General features: G+C 54.8%; 16 protein-coding genes. 13 read left to right on the top strand and 3 right to left on the bottom strand.

Annotated features, from left to right (window positions below; all coding sequences use genetic code 11):
- Nucleotides 1-28: 28 nt before the first annotated feature.
- Both ACFE33_RS14850 and ACFE33_RS14845 read left to right on the top strand, forming a co-directional pair.
- A complete protein-coding gene (locus ACFE33_RS14850) occupies nucleotides 29-946 on the top strand; it encodes a DMT family transporter (protein WP_380055042.1) in 918 nt (305 codons plus the stop codon).
- 48 nt (nucleotides 947-994) lie between these two features.
- On the top strand, nucleotides 995-2,350 hold the full coding sequence (locus ACFE33_RS14845) for an MATE family efflux transporter (protein WP_380055040.1): 1,356 nt from the start codon (nucleotides 995-997) through the stop codon (nucleotides 2,348-2,350).
- A 42-nt stretch (nucleotides 2,351-2,392) separates the two neighbouring features.
- Here ACFE33_RS14845 and ACFE33_RS14840 read toward each other — a convergent pair whose 3' ends face one another.
- Nucleotides 2,393-3,262 carry a branched-chain amino acid aminotransferase gene (locus ACFE33_RS14840; RefSeq protein WP_380055038.1) on the bottom strand — a complete coding sequence of 290 codons (870 nt, stop codon included), beginning with the start codon at nucleotides 3,260-3,262 and terminating at the stop codon, nucleotides 2,393-2,395.
- Between the two features lie 176 nt (nucleotides 3,263-3,438).
- On the opposite strand from ACFE33_RS14840, the gene ACFE33_RS14835 reads away from it, so the two are divergent.
- From ACFE33_RS14835 to dxs, 6 genes are read left to right on the top strand one after another with little or no spacing between them, the layout of a single operon-like run.
- The gene (locus tag ACFE33_RS14835; RefSeq protein ID WP_380055036.1) at nucleotides 3,439-3,945 is read left to right on the top strand and encodes a MarR family winged helix-turn-helix transcriptional regulator; all 507 of its coding nucleotides are present in this window, start codon (nucleotides 3,439-3,441) and stop codon (nucleotides 3,943-3,945) included.
- A complete protein-coding gene (locus tag ACFE33_RS14830; RefSeq protein ID WP_380055033.1) occupies nucleotides 3,942-4,646 on the top strand; it encodes a response regulator in 705 nt (234 codons plus the stop codon). Before ACFE33_RS14835 ends, ACFE33_RS14830 begins: the two co-directional genes overlap by 4 nt.
- Before the next feature lie 3 nt (nucleotides 4,647-4,649).
- A complete protein-coding gene (locus ACFE33_RS14825; RefSeq protein WP_380055030.1) occupies nucleotides 4,650-5,585 on the top strand; it encodes a histone deacetylase family protein in 936 nt (311 codons plus the stop codon).
- Nucleotides 5,582-5,824 carry an exodeoxyribonuclease VII small subunit gene (locus ACFE33_RS14820; RefSeq protein WP_380055027.1) on the top strand — a complete coding sequence of 81 codons (243 nt, stop codon included), beginning with the start codon at nucleotides 5,582-5,584 and terminating at the stop codon, nucleotides 5,822-5,824. Before ACFE33_RS14825 ends, ACFE33_RS14820 begins: the two co-directional genes overlap by 4 nt.
- A gap of 3 nt (nucleotides 5,825-5,827) precedes the next feature.
- Complete coding sequence (locus ACFE33_RS14815) at nucleotides 5,828-6,697, top strand: polyprenyl synthetase family protein (RefSeq protein ID WP_380055024.1); 870 nt, start codon at nucleotides 5,828-5,830, stop codon at nucleotides 6,695-6,697.
- Between the two features lie 18 nt (nucleotides 6,698-6,715).
- Nucleotides 6,716-8,644 carry a 1-deoxy-D-xylulose-5-phosphate synthase gene (dxs, locus tag ACFE33_RS14810; RefSeq protein WP_380055021.1) on the top strand — a complete coding sequence of 643 codons (1,929 nt, stop codon included), beginning with the start codon at nucleotides 6,716-6,718 and terminating at the stop codon, nucleotides 8,642-8,644.
- Here the strand turns inward: dxs and ACFE33_RS14805 are convergent.
- Nucleotides 8,641-9,474, bottom strand: coding sequence for an SDR family oxidoreductase (locus ACFE33_RS14805; RefSeq protein WP_380055019.1), 834 nt, complete (start codon nucleotides 9,472-9,474; stop codon nucleotides 8,641-8,643). The two genes, dxs and ACFE33_RS14805, sit on opposite strands and share 4 nt — an antisense overlap.
- 261 nt (nucleotides 9,475-9,735) lie before the next feature.
- Between ACFE33_RS14805 and ACFE33_RS14800 the strand changes: the two genes are divergently transcribed.
- The 5 genes from ACFE33_RS14800 (at nucleotide 9,736) to ACFE33_RS14780 (ending at nucleotide 13,823) form a co-directional block, all read left to right on the top strand.
- On the top strand, nucleotides 9,736-11,220 hold the full coding sequence (locus ACFE33_RS14800; protein ID WP_380055016.1) for an AMP nucleosidase: 1,485 nt from the start codon (nucleotides 9,736-9,738) through the stop codon (nucleotides 11,218-11,220).
- Nucleotides 11,221-11,355: 135 nt separating this feature from the next.
- A complete protein-coding gene (locus tag ACFE33_RS14795; RefSeq protein ID WP_380055013.1) occupies nucleotides 11,356-11,643 on the top strand; it encodes an HU family DNA-binding protein in 288 nt (95 codons plus the stop codon).
- 103 nt (nucleotides 11,644-11,746) lie between these two features.
- The gene (locus tag ACFE33_RS14790; protein WP_380055010.1) at nucleotides 11,747-12,619 is read left to right on the top strand and encodes a DMT family transporter; all 873 of its coding nucleotides are present in this window, start codon (nucleotides 11,747-11,749) and stop codon (nucleotides 12,617-12,619) included.
- 73 nt (nucleotides 12,620-12,692) lie between these two features.
- The gene (locus tag ACFE33_RS14785; protein WP_380055007.1) at nucleotides 12,693-13,406 is read left to right on the top strand and encodes a cytochrome c biogenesis CcdA family protein; all 714 of its coding nucleotides are present in this window, start codon (nucleotides 12,693-12,695) and stop codon (nucleotides 13,404-13,406) included.
- A gap of 9 nt (nucleotides 13,407-13,415) precedes the next feature.
- Nucleotides 13,416-13,823, top strand: coding sequence for a thioredoxin family protein (locus tag ACFE33_RS14780; RefSeq protein WP_380055004.1), 408 nt, complete (start codon nucleotides 13,416-13,418; stop codon nucleotides 13,821-13,823).
- On the opposite strand, the gene aroC is transcribed toward ACFE33_RS14780, so the two are convergent.
- Nucleotides 13,820-14,920, bottom strand: a complete 1,101-nt coding sequence (aroC, locus tag ACFE33_RS14775; protein WP_380055001.1) for a chorismate synthase — start codon at nucleotides 14,918-14,920, stop codon at nucleotides 13,820-13,822. The two genes, ACFE33_RS14780 and aroC, sit on opposite strands and share 4 nt — an antisense overlap.
- Nucleotides 14,921-14,932 lie beyond the last annotated feature (12 nt).

The following is a 14,932-nucleotide window of genomic DNA, read 5'->3' as shown; positions in this document are numbered from 1 at the left end:
TCCAAAATTTTTCCCATATCAAGTGGCTATGAATCCCTACGCAGGCATCCTTTACAAACTGGCATCAGTAACGACATTTGTGGCGATGGCTTCGTGTATCAAATTCACAGAGGGCACTGTGCCCCCCGGTGAGTTGGTCTTTTTTCGATCATTCTTTGCGCTTCCTGTGATTTTGGGTTGGTTGATTTGGCAGAAACAACTCTCGGTTGGGCTGACTGTGCAAAATCCGATGGGTCACGTTTGGCGCGGGCTGGTCGGGACAACGGCGATGGCATTGACCTTTGCGGGTTTGACGCTCTTGCCGCTGCCAGAGTTCACGGCGATCGGTTATACGACGCCACTCTTGGTAGTCATTTTTGCCGCCATGTTCCTCGGAGAGCAGGTCGGCATATTTCGTCTAAGCGCGGTTTTTGTCGGGATGATCGGTGTGATGATCGTATTGGCGCCTCGGTTTTCTGCGTTCGGTAACGGGCTGGCCGATAGCGAAGGGCTGGGCGCGCTACTTGTGCTGATGGGCGCGTGTTTCGCGGCTCTGGCGCAGGTGTTCGTGCGTAAGCTGGTTCAAACCGAACGCACGAGCGCGGTTGTGTTTTGGTTCTCAATTACGGCCACTGTGTTGTCGCTGTTCACGCTTCCGTTCGGCTGGGTGTGGCCAAGCTCGAGCAGTCTGTTTTTTCTGATCCTATCCGGCATCCTTGGCGGTTTTGGGCAGATATTCCTGACAACAAGTTACCGCATCTCAGACGCATCTCTGGTGGCGCCGTTTGAATATTCGTCGATGATCATGGCGCTGATTGTTGGATATTTTCTGTTTAACGAAGTGCCGACGATTGCGATGCTTTCAGGGGCTGGTTTGGTGATTGCTGCGGGTGTCGCGATAATCCTGCGCGAGCGTCATTTGGGATTGAAACGCGCGCAGCAGCGCAAAGCCGTCAGCCCGCACTAGGGGCCATGCCGCTCTTTGGCACTCATTGAATAAGGCTAGGGAGCACTGATGACAGTCGCAGCGATACGGAAGAACCCCTACCTTACCGATCCGCTTGGACTTGTGTTTGCTCGAACGGCTTTCCCGATCATTCTCGTGATGGTGGTGAATGGCTCATTCGCGACGATAGACGCCTATTTCCTCGGGCGGTTTGTTGGGGCAGAGGCCCTCACGGCCGTTACGCTCATGTTCCCACTGTTCATGTTTATCGTCGCGCTCTCGACACTTGTTGCTGCTGGCTTCTCAAGTGTTCTGGCGCGGATGCTTGGCTCTGGGGCGAGTGGCGAGGCGGGGCGAAGCTATATTCAGGCCACGGTGCTGACCTCGTTGTTTTGTTTCATTTTGATCGCGGCCTTCCGCTGGGTTGGCAAAGACTTGGTGAGTTGGGCCGCGAATGGTTCGCCCACACTTTCACAGTACGGATACACATATATTTCGCTCTCGGTCTATTGGTCGCCGCTGGTGTTTTTCCTTGGGATCAATACCGACGCTTTGCGCGCAGAAGGGCGCATGGCGGCGATGACCGTAATTACGCTTCTGGCGGCGCTGCTGAACATCCTATTCGACTACTTGTTTATAGCTAAGTTCCACATGGGTGTCGCTGGCTCGGCGTGGGGATCCGTTGCCGCGCAAACCCTCGCGATTTGCGCGATCTTCGGCTATCGGATGCGCGCGGGATGGAGCTTCCCGTTAACACGCAGTAGCTTCACACCCGCGCCGCATATGTGGCGAGAGATGCTTGCGCTCGGGGCACCTGCTAGCCTTGGATATGTCGGGTTTGCTGCGTCGTCCGGTATTACGATTTATTTGCTTCAGATATGGGCAGACAACTATCAAGCGACTGCCGGGGCGTTCGGTATATCAACGCGGATCATGACGTTTGTGTTTATGCCGATGCTGGGCCTTATGTTCGCGACACAATCTATTGTCGGCAATAACTTCGGCGCTAGAAAGCTCGAACGCGTACAGGGCGCGCTTAGATTGGCGATGATATGTGCGGCCGTATATTGTGTGGCGTTTCAGGCGGCCTTGTTCATATTCCGGTATCAAATCGGGGCGCTGTTTGTGGCCGACCAGAATATCATCAACGAACTGGCGCGTATCCTTCCGTTGACCACGCTTACCCTGTTTATGTTTGGGCCACAGATGATGGTCGGAATCTATTTTCAGGCGATTGGCGATGCGCGGAGTGCGGCGCTGTTGAATCTCTCGCGCACGTATTTGTTTGGGCTGCCGCTATTGGTGATCATGCCAAATCTAGTGGGTGAAATCGGGATATGGCTGACGGGCGCGGTGGGTGAGATCGGAGTGTTGATCTTGACGCTTACTATCTTGAAACGGACCGGCGTGCTGAAGCGGCTCTGATCTAAATGAAAACGGGCGCCAGTGAAGCGCCCGTTTGAATACTTATGACCGAACCAGCTTCTCGTAGCTCTCGGAAATATCGCGCGCCATTGCGCCAACTTCAAAGTTGTAATCGCCGATCTGTCCAACGGGCGTAACTTCGGCGGCGGTGCCGGTGAGCCAGCATTGCTCAAACCCTTCGAGTTCTTCGGGCATGATGTGGCGCTCGTGAACGGTGATGCCCTTTTCCTTGAGCATTCCGATGACCGTCTGGCGTGTCAGGCCGTTGAGGAAGCAATCCGCAAGAGGTGTGTGGACTTCGCCGTTTTTGACAAAGAACATATTCGCACCGGTCGCCTCGGCCACATATCCGCGATAGTCGAACATCATTGCATCCGAGCAGCCTTTTGCCTCGGCGGCGTGTTTGGACATTGTACAGATCATGTACAGGCCAGCGGCCTTTGCGTCGCATGGAATAGTTTCCGGGCTCGGACGTTTCCATTTCGAAATGTCTAGCTTGGCGCCTTTGAATTTGGCGTCGCCGTAGTAGTTGCCCCACTCCCATGCAGCGACTGCAAATCTGACAGGGTTACGTGCCGATGCAACGCCCATGTCCTCGCCTGCGCCACGCCATGCAATGGCGCGAACATAAGCATCGGTAAGGCCGTTTGCCTTCATCGTCTCGTATTTAGCAGCTTCGATTTCTTCGACAGTGTAGGGTATCTCGAAGTCAATAAGTTCGGCGGATTTGCGCAGGCGGATCGAGTGATCTTCGCTGCGGAAAATCTTGCCGTTATATGCGCGCTCTCCCTCAAAGACAGAAGAGGCATAGTGCATTGCGTGGGTTAGCAGGTGGACATTAGCATCGCGCCATTCCACAAGTTTGCCATCCATCCAAATTTTTCCGTCGCGGTCGTCGTAGCCACCAGCCATTGGTCTCTCCTCGAAATGCGCCGGACGAGCGGCGAATTTTTCATATATTGCGCAAGTTATGTCCGTTTCGGTCACATTGTTGCGTAAAAACTGACCTTTGCTACTATTTGAATCTTGGAAAGTCAATAAGGCTGACATAAAATCTAGAGACGTCGTGCTCGCAAGGAGATTTGAAAATGGCCGAAGGTTTGACAACACAAGGCGGTGAAAGCCTTTTGTTCCTAACGGATGAACATCTACGCAAGGGCATTGAAGCGATGTTTTTTGCCTATCGGGGATTTACGGCCGATCCGGACCGTATCCTTGAGAACTATTCTTACGGTCGCGCCCATCATCGTGCGATCCACTTTATCCATCGAAGCCCCGGAACCACGGTGAATAACCTATTGCTGATTCTGGGTGTGACCAAGCAATCGCTCAATCGGGTTTTGCGGACCTTGATAGAGGATGGACTGGTAGAGAGCCGAGTCGGTAAAAAAGACAAGCGCGAGCGGCACTTGTTCCTGACTGAAACCGGAGAAGCGCTAGAAGCGGACCTTTCCGATGCACAGCGCGCGCGGATGCGGGCGGCTTTTCGCGCGGCGGGGCCAGAAGCGGTATCAGGTTTTCGTCAAGTCCTTGAGGCAATGATGGACCCAGATCAGCGGCGTCAGTATAAGAACCTAAAGGAGAACGGTGCATGACTGACGCAAACGAGGCCCATCTACTCATTGTTGATGACGATGAGCGTATCCGCGGCCTACTGCAGAAATTCCTTATCCGTAATGGGTTTTGGGTAACTTCCGCACGCGACGCCGCCCATGCGCGTAGTGTTCTGTCGGGACTTGAGTTCGACCTGATCGTTATGGATGTCATGATGCCTGGCGAGGATGGCATAAGCCTGACTCGCAGTTTGCGCGAGACAATCACCACGCCGATTCTGTTGCTGACGGCCAAAGGTGAAACAGATGATCGGATTGTGGGCCTAGAGGCGGGGGCCGATGATTACCTGCCCAAACCGTTTGAGCCAAAGGAGCTTCTCCTGCGGATCAACGCAATATTGCGTCGTGTTCCTGTGGCGACCGATGCCCAGAATGGGCCCAAGATTCTTGCGTTGGGTGATTTGCGATATGATGTGGATCGTGGCGAATTGGCGCATGGAGAGGACACCGTTCGCCTCACCGCCACCGAAAGCGCGTTGATGAAGATTTTTGCTGCCAATATGGGCGAGCCTATTTCGCGCGGACAACTGGTTGAGGATTTGGGCCGCGACAAAGGGCAAGCCCAAGAGCGGGCCGTGGACGTACAGATCACACGTCTTCGCCGCAAAATCGAGGCCGACCCGAAGCAGCCACGATACCTTCAGACAGTTCGTGGCGCGGGATACATGCTGGGCAGTGATTAAGCCGTGGTCACCGCACTTCTGACGCATCCTGATTGTTTGAACCATAAAACGCCAAGCGGCCATCCAGAGCGGATAGCACGGCTTGAGCGGGTTCTGGAGGCGTTGGAGCATCCAGAATTTGATGAGCTATTGCGCAAGAAGGCTCCCTTGGTCGCGGATGATGATCTCTTGCGTGTGCATCCGCGAGAGCATGTGATGGATATTCGCGACAGCGTGCCCGATGGCGGCATCGCTCAGATCGAGGCGGATACCTATATGTCGTCGGGCTCTTTGGCGGCGGCGTACCGCGCCGCTGGGGCGAACGTGCGCGCGGTAGATTTGGTTCTGAGTGGCGAGGTACAGAACGCGTTTGCTGCCGTCCGTCCGCCTGGCCACCATGCCGAGCGCCAAACCCCTATGGGGTTCTGTTTGTTCGGGTCGGTCGCTGTTGCCGCAAATTATGCGCTTGATGTGCACGGATTAAAGCGCGTGGCGATTATTGATTTCGACGTCCATCACGGCAATGGCACACAGGATCTCGTCGAAGAAGACCCGCGTATTCTGTTTACCTCCACTCATCAAATGCCGCTCTATCCCGGCACTGGTTCAGCGGATGAAACAGGTGCGGCGAACAACGTGCTGAATGTTCCGCTTGGGGCGGGAACTGACGGGGCGGCCATGCGCCGTGCGTATCAGGAAGAAATCTTTCCATTTGTGCGACGATTCAAGCCTGAGATGATCTTTATCTCTGCCGGATTTGACGCCCATCGCGCCGATCCGCTGGCTGGTTTGAACTGGGTGACCGAAGATTTTGTGTGGCTGACAGAACAGATTTGCGATTTGGCTGCACAAACCTGCGCGGGGCGGGTGGTCTCGTCGCTCGAAGGGGGGTATGATCTCGATGCGCTCGCCGAGGCGGTTGCGGCGCATGTGAGAATATTGATGGAGCGCAGCAGATGAGCGACACACCCGTAACCGAAATGAGCTTTGAACAGGCGATGGCCGAATTGGAAACTGTTGTCAGCCAGTTGGACAATGGCCAAGTTGCCTTGGATGAGTCGATTAAACTCTATGAGCGTGGCGCCAAACTCAAAGAGCATTGCGACGCTAAACTCAAAGAAGCCGAGGAAAAAGTCGCGGCAATTAAGTTGGGCGAGGGTGGCGTGCCGACTGGTACGACCCCTGTTGAAGGTCTCTAGCATATGTTCCAGAACGCTTTGGCACAGGCCGCTGACGAGGTCTCGGCGTGTCTTGAGCAGGCGCTTGCAAACTATCCTGACATCGCACTGACCCACGGAATGCGCTATGCCGTTTCTGGCGGCAAGCGTTTGCGCGCGTTTTTGGTTGTCGAAGGTGCGCGGCTTTATGGGGTTTACCCGCGCCAGTCGATTTGGGCAGCAGCAGCCGTCGAAGCACTTCATGCCTATTCACTCGTGCACGACGATCTTCCTTGTATGGACGACGATGATTTGCGCCGCGGCCAGCCAACGGTCCACGTGAAATGGGATGAGGCAACGGCCGTTCTGGTTGGGGATGCGCTCCAGAGTTTTGCTTTTGAGCTTTTGGCTCGCAAAGAATGCTCTCCAAATACCGAGACACGCATTGAACTTATTCAATCGCTCGCTAAGGCGGCCGGTGGTCAGGGCATGGTTCTGGGCCAAGTTCAGGACATCGCGGCGGAAACGGCAAAGGTTCCCCTCCGTTTGGAGCAAATCATCGAGCTTCAGGCAAACAAGACGGGCGCTCTTATTCAATGGTCCGCGATGGCGGGTCCGATCCTTGCGGGGCAGGACGTAAGTTCCTTGCGGCAATATGCTGCGGCGCTAGGGCTCGCGTTTCAGATTGCGGACGATATCATGGATGTTGAAGGTGATGCCGCAAAGGCGGGAAAGCGCCTAAACAAGGATAAAGACGCAGGTAAAGCCACGTTTGTCTCTATTTTGGGGCTAGATGAGGCAAAGAAGCGCTCTCGTGAGTTGATAGACGAAGCAGAAGCGGCACTAGCACCATTTGGTGACAAGGCGCAGAACTTGCGCGAGGCTGCACGTTTCGTTATTGCACGGGAAAGTTAAGCCCTGAGGAGGGCCCGCATGACCCAACGACCAAATACTCCAATTCTGGATCGCGTAAACGTTCCTGCCGATATGAAAGCGCTCTCGGATTCCGAGCTTTCTCAGCTGGCGGATGAAGTGCGCGCAGAGACAATTTCGGCTGTTTCCGAAACCGGAGGACATTTGGGCGCGGGCCTTGGCGTGGTCGAACTAACGACAGCGATTCATGCGGTATTTGATACGCCCAAAGACCGTTTGATTTGGGACGTAGGCCACCAATGCTACCCCCACAAGATACTGACTGGACGTCGCGACCGTATTCGTACGCTGCGCCAAAAGGGAGGGTTGTCGGGATTTACCAAACGTAGCGAGAGTGCGTTTGACCCATTCGGTGCGGCACATTCCAGTACTTCAATCTCTGCTGCGCTGGGCTTTGCGGTGGCGCGGGATCTGGGTGGCGCTCCCGAGCACGGCATCGGTGATGCGATTGCCGTCATCGGCGATGGTTCGATGAGTGCGGGTATGGCGTTTGAGGCCATGAACAACGCTGGCCACCTCAAAAAACGCATGATCGTGATTTTGAACGACAACGAGATGTCGATTGCTCCTCCGGTTGGGGCAATGTCGAACTATCTCAGCTCGCTTTATGCTGGCGCTCCGTTCCAAGAGTTTAAGGCTGCTGCCAAAGGTGCGGTTAGCTTGCTGCCTCCGCCGTTCCAAGAAGGTGCGCGCCGCGCTAAGGAAATGGTCAAGCACATGACCGTTGGCGGCACATTGTTTGAGGAGCTTGGTTTTTCTTATGTAGGGCCGATTGACGGGCACGATATGGATGCGCTCTTGTCGATTTTGCGCACCGTCAAGGCTCGCGCGACGGGGCCGACCCTGATTCACGTCCTTACACAAAAGGGCAAAGGTTATGCTCCCGCAGAAGGCGCGCGCGACAAAGGGCACGCCACCGCCAAGTTTGATGTCCTGACGGGTAAGCAGAAGAAGTCTCCTACCAATGCGCCTAGCTACACAAGTGTTTTTGCCAGAGCGCTTCTTGCAGAGGCGGCCGAGGACGACAAAATTGCTGCGGTAACGGCTGCGATGCCGGACGGGACGGGTCTGAACTTGTTTGCAGAGAGGTATCCTAGCCGTTGCTTTGACGTTGGGATTGCGGAACAACACGGCGTGACATTCTCGGCTGCGCTCGCGGCTGGCGGGATGAAACCATTTTGCGCCATGTATTCGACATTCCTTCAGCGTGGATATGATCAAGTTGTGCATGACGTCGCGATTCAGCGTTTGCCTGTTCGGTTCGCGATTGATCGCGCTGGGCTTGTGGGTGCTGATGGTGCAACGCACGCGGGCTCGTTCGACATCGCATATCTTGCGAACCTGCCAGATTTCGTCGTGATGGCGGCGGCTGATGAGGCCGAGTTGATGCACATGGTCGCCACTGCCGCGCATATTGATGACCGCCCAAGTGCGTTTCGTTTCCCACGGGGCGAAGGTGTTGGCGTAGAACTTCCAGAGCGTGGTATCCCATTGGAAATCGGCAGGGGCCGCATGATCCGTGAGGGCGCCCGCGTTGCGGTGCTATCTTTCGGGACGCGCTTGGCCGAAGTCGAAAAAGCCGCTGAAAAGCTGAGTGCCAAGGGCATTCATCCAACCATCGCAGATGCACGTTTTGCCAAGCCGCTTGATCGGGAAATGATCCTGAACCTTGCGCATGATCACGAAGCGCTTATCACCATCGAAGAAGGTGCCGTAGGTGGCTTTGGTAGTCATGTGGCGCAGCTTTTGGCGGATGAGGGTGTATTCGATAACGGTCTGAAATTCCGTTCGATGGTTCTTCCGGACACGTTTATTGATCACGCAAGCCCAGAAGACATGTACGCAGATGCCGCGATGAACAGCGAGCACATTGAGGCAAAAATCCTCGATGTATTGGGCGTCACTAGGATCGAAACCAAGCGCGCCTAGGCTTCTTTAAGCATCGCTTTCAGACCGGATTTATAGTCGGGGTAGAGTAGCTTTATCCCGAGTTCGCTGTGGATCTTGTCGTTCCGTACCTTTTTGGATTCCGCGTAAAAGCTTCGGGCCATAGGCGAAAGGTCCGCAGTTTCAAAATCTATCTCTGGCGGCATCGGCGCCCCCAAGAGTTGCGCGGCGTATCCTATCACATCTTGGGGCGGGGCAGGGTCGTTGTCGCAGACATTGTAGACAGAAATCGGATTGGGATTGGCGATACTCGCGTTGAGAACCTGCGCGATATCATCGACGTGAATGCGCGAGAATACTTGTCCCTTCTTTATGATCCGTCTGGCCGTGCCATTGCGAACCTTGGAGAACGGTCCTCGCCCCGGTCCATAAATGCCCGCCAATCGAAAGATATGTAACGGGAGGTCGTATTGTTCGGCCAGCTTGCGCCACTGTCCCTCGGCCAGTTCGCGCATTTCACCTCGCTTGGTCGAGGGCGAGAGAGGCGTATCTTCGTCAACCCACTCCCCTCCGTGATCTCCATAGACGCCAGTCGTAGAGAGATATCCGATCCATTTCAGATGCGGTGCGGTCTTTGCTATTTCATCGCCGATAGCGTTCAGAACGACGTCACCGTTCTCGTCGGGCGCGATCGAAACAAGGATATGCGTCGCGCTTTCCAATGCGGTCGAGATGGACGCGGCCGGCCATGCGATGGTGTCGTCGCCGCCATTCCTGCTCGTGCCGGTTATCGCCCAGACTTCGGGATCTAGCGTTGTTGTGAATGCGCGGGAGGAATAGCCGTGGCCAAAGGAAACGAGGTGATTTTTCATGCGGTGATGATGCGGCAAAGCAGTTTGGCGCTGCAAGGGCAAAAACGCGGAACAGGGACAGTATGCCCGTGTCGTATTTTCTTCACTTGAACTTGGCTGATTTCTCGGGACAATTAGTACATGGAAAAGCACCCCTGCAATAACCGCCTGATTTTGACCGCTTGGCGTCTGGGAGAATGTGCTGGGTCAGAGATGCGGAGCAAAGCCGCGATTGCCATTTCAGCAACAATAAAACTGACCGATTTGATTGAGGAATAACGAATGAAAGCAGAAGACGTAGATTTACCAATCCACACGCCCCCGACAACACGCCCCGAGAATTTCGATTTGGCAGAACCAGCGGTCGAACGTCTGATCGAGTTGTATCAGGAAGCGACGCAATATTTGAGCGAGAAGTTCAGCAGCGCAGTGACGGGCCCCCGTCCGGACGCACGTTATCGTGCCTTTTACCCAGAGGTGCGGATTACAACGACGAGTTTCGCTCTCGCCGATAGCCGCTTGTCGTTCGGACACGTCGCAGAGCCGGGGACATATGCCACCACGATCACGCGGCCGGATTTGTTCAAGGAGTATCTGCTTCAGCAAATCGGCCTGCTCATTCGTAACCACAGCGTTCCTATTACGGTTGGTGTATCCAACACGCCGATGCCCGTTCACTTTGCGGTAGCGAATGAAGAGAACGTGAATGTACCGCAAGACGGCGTAATGAGCTTTCCGCTTCGGGACGTCTTTGATGTTCCTAATCTTGCGACGACAAATGATGATATCGTTAATGGCCTTGCGACAGTTTCAAGCGATGGAGCAGGACCGCTTGCGCCATTCTCCGCACAGCGCGTGGACTATTCCCTCGCGCGATTACAGCACTACACCGCGACAAGCGCTGAGCATTTCCAGAACCACGTTTTGTTCACGAACTACCAATTCTATGTCGAAGAGTTCGAGGCATACGCGCGCGAGGCGTTGGCGGACAAGAATTCGGGTTACGAGTCCTTCGTTTCGACAAATGACATCGAAATCACAGATGCCGATACCCCAATACCACTGCCGCTGAAGTTCCCCCAGATGCCGACGTACCACCTTAAACGGTCCGATGGCTCCGGCATTACGCTGGTGAACATCGGCGTTGGGCCGAGCAATGCCAAGACGGCGACGGACCATATCGCGGTCTTGCGGCCACACGCATGGCTAATGGTCGGGCACTGCGCAGGTTTGCGAAATTCACAGAGCCTCGGTGACTTCGTTCTGGCGCACGGCTATCTGCGCGAAGATCACGTTTTGGATGATGACCTGCCGCCGTGGGTTCCCATTCCAGCACTCGCCGAAATTCAAATCGCGCTAGAGGATGCCGTCGAGTCGGTGACCCAACTTCGAGGGTATGACCTCAAGCGGATCATGCGGACGGGTACGGTTGCAACCATCGACAACAGAAACTGGGAATTGCGCGATCACTCGGGCCCAGTTCAACGCCTCTCGCAATCACGTGCTGTGGCATTGGATATGGAAAGCGCAACGATCGCGGCCAACGGATTCCGGTTCCGAGTGCCCTATGGCACGCTGCTCTGTGTGTCCGACAAACCGCTTCATGGTGAGCTGAAATTGCCCGGTATGGCGAGCGATTTCTACAAGACTCAGGTTGCGCGGCACCTCAAAATCGGCATTCAGGCGATGGAGAGTCTGCGCGATCAACCACTAGAGAAAATCCACTCTCGTAAGCTTAGAAGCTTTGATGAGACGGCATTCTTGTAAAAATGCACCAACTTTAGCGAAAAAAACCAAGAAAAGTAGTAAATCGGCGCCACAAATCGTTGTGTAGTTCAACAATATTCAGTTAAATGCCGTCAATGAGGCCCAATATGAAGGGCAGAACGAGGAGACCATACAATGGCAAAACCAATGACGAAGACCCAACTTGTAGCTGCACTGGCTGATGAAATGGGCTCTGACAAGAAATCCGCAGGCGGCGCACTGGAAGCTGTTATCTCGATCATCACACGCGAAGTTTCCGCTGGTGGTGCCGTGACTCTTCCTGGTGTTGGCAAAATCTATTGCCGCGAGCGCCCTGAGCGTATGGTGCGTAACCCTGCCACTGGCGAGCAAATCAAAAAAGACGCTGACAAGGTTGTTAAAATGACAATCGCAAAAGCACTCAAAGACAGCGTAAACGGTTAAGCCATCTAATATGGACATGCGGCCCTTGCGGTCGCGCCGAAATCATCTAGGGTCGCCTGCTGGCGGCCCTTATTTTTTGCCTGCACTGCAAAGGAAACACGATATGGATATTCGCTCGATAATGATGGGGCTAGTGTTTGCTTTTGCGTGGAGTTCGGCATTCACTTCTGCACGGATCATTGTCGCGGATGCGCCGCCATTGGCGTCACTTTCACTGCGGTTCTTTATATCCGGTCTTCTTGGCGTCGCGATTGCATGGGCGATGGGGCAGACATGGCGCCTGACGCGCGCGCAATGGAAGGCGACGTTTGTATTCGGGCTCTGTCAAAACGCGCTATACCTTGGGCTGTTCTTTATGGCGATGCAACGGATCGACGCTTCGCTTGCCTCGATTATTGCCTCGACGATGCCGCTGTTGGTGGCCTTCGCCAGTTGGGCATTTCTATCAGAGCGACTTCCAAAGCAGGCCGTTGGTGGGTTGATCGCTGGTTTCTTCGGCGCCGCGCTAATTCTCGGAACGCGGATCGGTGGCGGTGTCGATATGGTCGGAATCATGTTCTGCGCTGTTGGGGTTGTGGGCCTTGCCGCTGCAACGCTAGCACTTAGAGGAGCGTCGTCCGGTGGCAATGTTATGATGATGGTTGGCCTCCAGATGTTCGTCGGTGCAGGCGCGCTCGCGATTGTCTCTGTCGTGATCAATGAGGATATGGCCATCAATTATTCCCCAAAACTTATTGCAGCCTTTACCTATACGGTGCTTGTTCCAGGGCTGATGGCAACATTCATCTGGTTCAAACTGGTCGAACGGATTGGTACGACGAGGGCCGCGACTTTTCACTTTCTCAACCCCTTCCTTGGGGTCGCTATTGCAGCGGTTCTACTTGGGGAGAAGCTCGGCGTTTGGGATGTGGTCGGCGTGGCGATTATCTCGGTCGGTATTCTGGCGGTGCAGCTTTCCAAGAAGCCAAAGCCCTAACAACCCGTCACATTTGCGCGACTTCTGATCGCGCTTCCTGACAGCTTCGCGAAAAGCTGTTAGCTCGAATTTCATGGAATTGATCTTTGGATACCTAGCGGGGCTTCTGACCCTGATTAACCCCTGTGTGTTGCCGATTCTGCCGATCGTACTTGCAACGGCCTTACAGGCCAGCCCGCGCGGTCCGATTGCTTTGGCGGCGGGTATGTCGCTTACTTTCGTAGTATTAGGTGTTGGTGTCTCGACGGTTGGTTTGGCGTTTGGAATATTGCCCGAGGATGTCGCGCGCGCGGGTGCCGTATTAATGATATGTTTCGGGGTCATCCTGTTGGTGCCCGCATTTAGCGCGCGCTTTGGCCAACTTACGACGGGTTTCGCAACAATCGCTGATCAGAACTTGGAAACCGTGGATCGCCAAACCCTCACGGGGCAATTCTGGGGTGGTGTACTGCTCGGCGCAGTATGGAGCCCATGCGTTGGCCCAACCCTGGGCGGTGCCATCGCTTTGGCTAGTCAGGGACAGAATCTGTTTTGGGCGGCGATGATTATGTCGAGCTTTGCGCTCGGCGTATCGACGGTATTGCTCTTGCTGGCGTATGGAGCACGCGCAACTCTCATGAAACGCCAAGATCTGATGCGTAAGATTGCTGCAAAATCGCGCGTTATAACGGGCGCGATGTTTTTGCTCGTTGGCACGGCAATCCTCTTGCGCGTTCACATTATTATCGAGCGTTGGGCGCTTCAGAATATGCCCGCGTGGCTCGTTGATTTTTCAGTTTCAATCTAGGAGGTCAAAATGGACAGACGGTTATTCATTGGAAGTGCAATCGCCATTTCCGCGTTCCCACTTACTGCATCTGCGTCGTCAGGATCGGTCGCATATGTCCCCGGTTTGGTGGACAAGGCACTCGCGGATGGCAAGACAGTGTTTATTGATTTTGCAACGGATTGGTGCACGACTTGTGCGGCTCAAAATCGGGTCATCCAGAAGCTACGCTCCGAGAACCCTGCGTATGACGCTGGCATCACCTTTGTTTACTTCGATTGGGATCAGTACTCCAAAGATGAGCTTGCGCGGCGCCTGAAAATCCCACGCCGTTCGGTTTTGGTTGCGCTAAAAGGCGACGCAGAAATCGGACGCGTCACCCTCGGGACGAGCGAAAAAGAGATCAAAGCCCTGATGGATGCCGCGTTGAACGCCTAGCCAATTTTGCCTTGGTTAACACCTATCTGGCCGCGGTGAAGCAACACATGGTCAAGGATCACACAGGCCATCATCGCTTCGCCCACAGGCACCGCACGAATACCGACACATGGGTCGTGGCGGCCTTTGGTGATAATCTCTGTGTTTTCGCCCGATTTTGTCACTGTTTGGCGTGTCGTGAGGATTGAGGATGTCGGCTTGACGGCAAAGCGCACCACAAGGTCTTGTCCCGTGCTGATCCCGCCCAAGATGCCACCCGCATGGTTGGAGCCATAAATCGGGCCATCTGGTCCCATGGTGATCTCGTCTGCGTTCTCTTCGCCGGTAAGGGCAGCAGCGGCCATACCTTCGCCGATCTCAACCCCTTTCACAGCGTTGATGCTCATCATCGCCGCCGCGAGGTCTGTGTCGATCTTGGCGTAAACTGGAGCGCCGAGCCCTGCGGGAGCGCCCTTGGCGACGACCTCTACAACCGCACCAACGGAACTCCCCGATTTGCGCAGTCCATCCAGATATTCGGCCCATTCGTTCGCGGCAGTTTTATCAGGTGTCCAAAACGGGTTTTGGTCAATCTGGGATGCATCGAAGCGAGAGCGGTCAATCGTATGCGGCCCCATTTGAACCATATATCCCTTGATCTCTAGGTCTGGGAGCAATTGTGCGAGTGCCGCGCGGGCGATCCCGCCTGCGGCTACGCGCGCCGCCGTTTCGCGTGCGGAGCTGCGTCCACCACCACGATGGTCGCGGATACCGTATTTCTGCCAGTAGGTAATATCGGCGTGACCGGGGCGAAATTTTTCTACGATGTCGCCATAGTCTTTGCTGCGTTGGTCGGTATTCTCGATCATGAGCTGGATAGGCGTGCCAGTTGTTTTGCCCTCAAATACACCTGAAAGGATGCGCACGGCGTCTGGTTCGCGCCGTTGCGTTGTGTACTTGTTTTGGCCTGGTTTACGTAGATCCAGCCAGTGTTGGAGCATTTCTTCGCTGATCTCAATATTAGGTGGACAGCCGTCTACCGTGGCCCCAAGGGCAGGCCCGTGGCTTTCGCCCCAAGTGGTTACGCGAAAGAGGTGTCCAAAACTGTTCATCGACATAAGCGGCTCCTT

The sequence above is a fragment of the Falsihalocynthiibacter sp. SS001 genome, assembly GCF_042445055.1.
Classification (GTDB): domain Bacteria; phylum Pseudomonadota; class Alphaproteobacteria; order Rhodobacterales; family Rhodobacteraceae; genus Falsihalocynthiibacter.
This window is presented reverse-complemented; position numbering and strand designations above follow the sequence as displayed.

Bases quoted from the DNA above. Each gene is read 5' to 3' on its own strand.
- ACFE33_RS14850 (WP_380055042.1), top strand. From the start codon at position 29: ATGAATCCCTACGCAGGCATCCTTTACAAACTGGCATCAGTAACGACA.
- ACFE33_RS14845 (WP_380055040.1), top strand. From the start codon at position 995: ATGACAGTCGCAGCGATACGGAAGAACCCCTACCTTACCGATCCGCTT.
- ACFE33_RS14840 (WP_380055038.1), bottom strand. From the start codon at position 3,262: ATGGCTGGTGGCTACGACGACCGCGACGGAAAAATTTGGATGGATGGC.
- ACFE33_RS14835 (WP_380055036.1), top strand. From the start codon at position 3,439: ATGGCCGAAGGTTTGACAACACAAGGCGGTGAAAGCCTTTTGTTCCTA.
- ACFE33_RS14830 (WP_380055033.1), top strand. From the start codon at position 3,942: ATGACTGACGCAAACGAGGCCCATCTACTCATTGTTGATGACGATGAG.
- ACFE33_RS14820 (WP_380055027.1), top strand. From the start codon at position 5,582: ATGAGCGACACACCCGTAACCGAAATGAGCTTTGAACAGGCGATGGCC.
- ACFE33_RS14815 (WP_380055024.1), top strand. From the start codon at position 5,828: ATGTTCCAGAACGCTTTGGCACAGGCCGCTGACGAGGTCTCGGCGTGT.
- dxs (WP_380055021.1), top strand. From the start codon at position 6,716: ATGACCCAACGACCAAATACTCCAATTCTGGATCGCGTAAACGTTCCT.
- ACFE33_RS14805 (WP_380055019.1), bottom strand. From the start codon at position 9,474: ATGAAAAATCACCTCGTTTCCTTTGGCCACGGCTATTCCTCCCGCGCA.
- ACFE33_RS14800 (WP_380055016.1), top strand. From the start codon at position 9,736: ATGAAAGCAGAAGACGTAGATTTACCAATCCACACGCCCCCGACAACA.
- ACFE33_RS14795 (WP_380055013.1), top strand. From the start codon at position 11,356: ATGGCAAAACCAATGACGAAGACCCAACTTGTAGCTGCACTGGCTGAT.
- ACFE33_RS14790 (WP_380055010.1), top strand. From the start codon at position 11,747: ATGGATATTCGCTCGATAATGATGGGGCTAGTGTTTGCTTTTGCGTGG.
- ACFE33_RS14785 (WP_380055007.1), top strand. From the start codon at position 12,693: ATGGAATTGATCTTTGGATACCTAGCGGGGCTTCTGACCCTGATTAAC.
- ACFE33_RS14780 (WP_380055004.1), top strand. From the start codon at position 13,416: ATGGACAGACGGTTATTCATTGGAAGTGCAATCGCCATTTCCGCGTTC.
- aroC (WP_380055001.1), bottom strand. From the start codon at position 14,920: ATGTCGATGAACAGTTTTGGACACCTCTTTCGCGTAACCACTTGGGGC.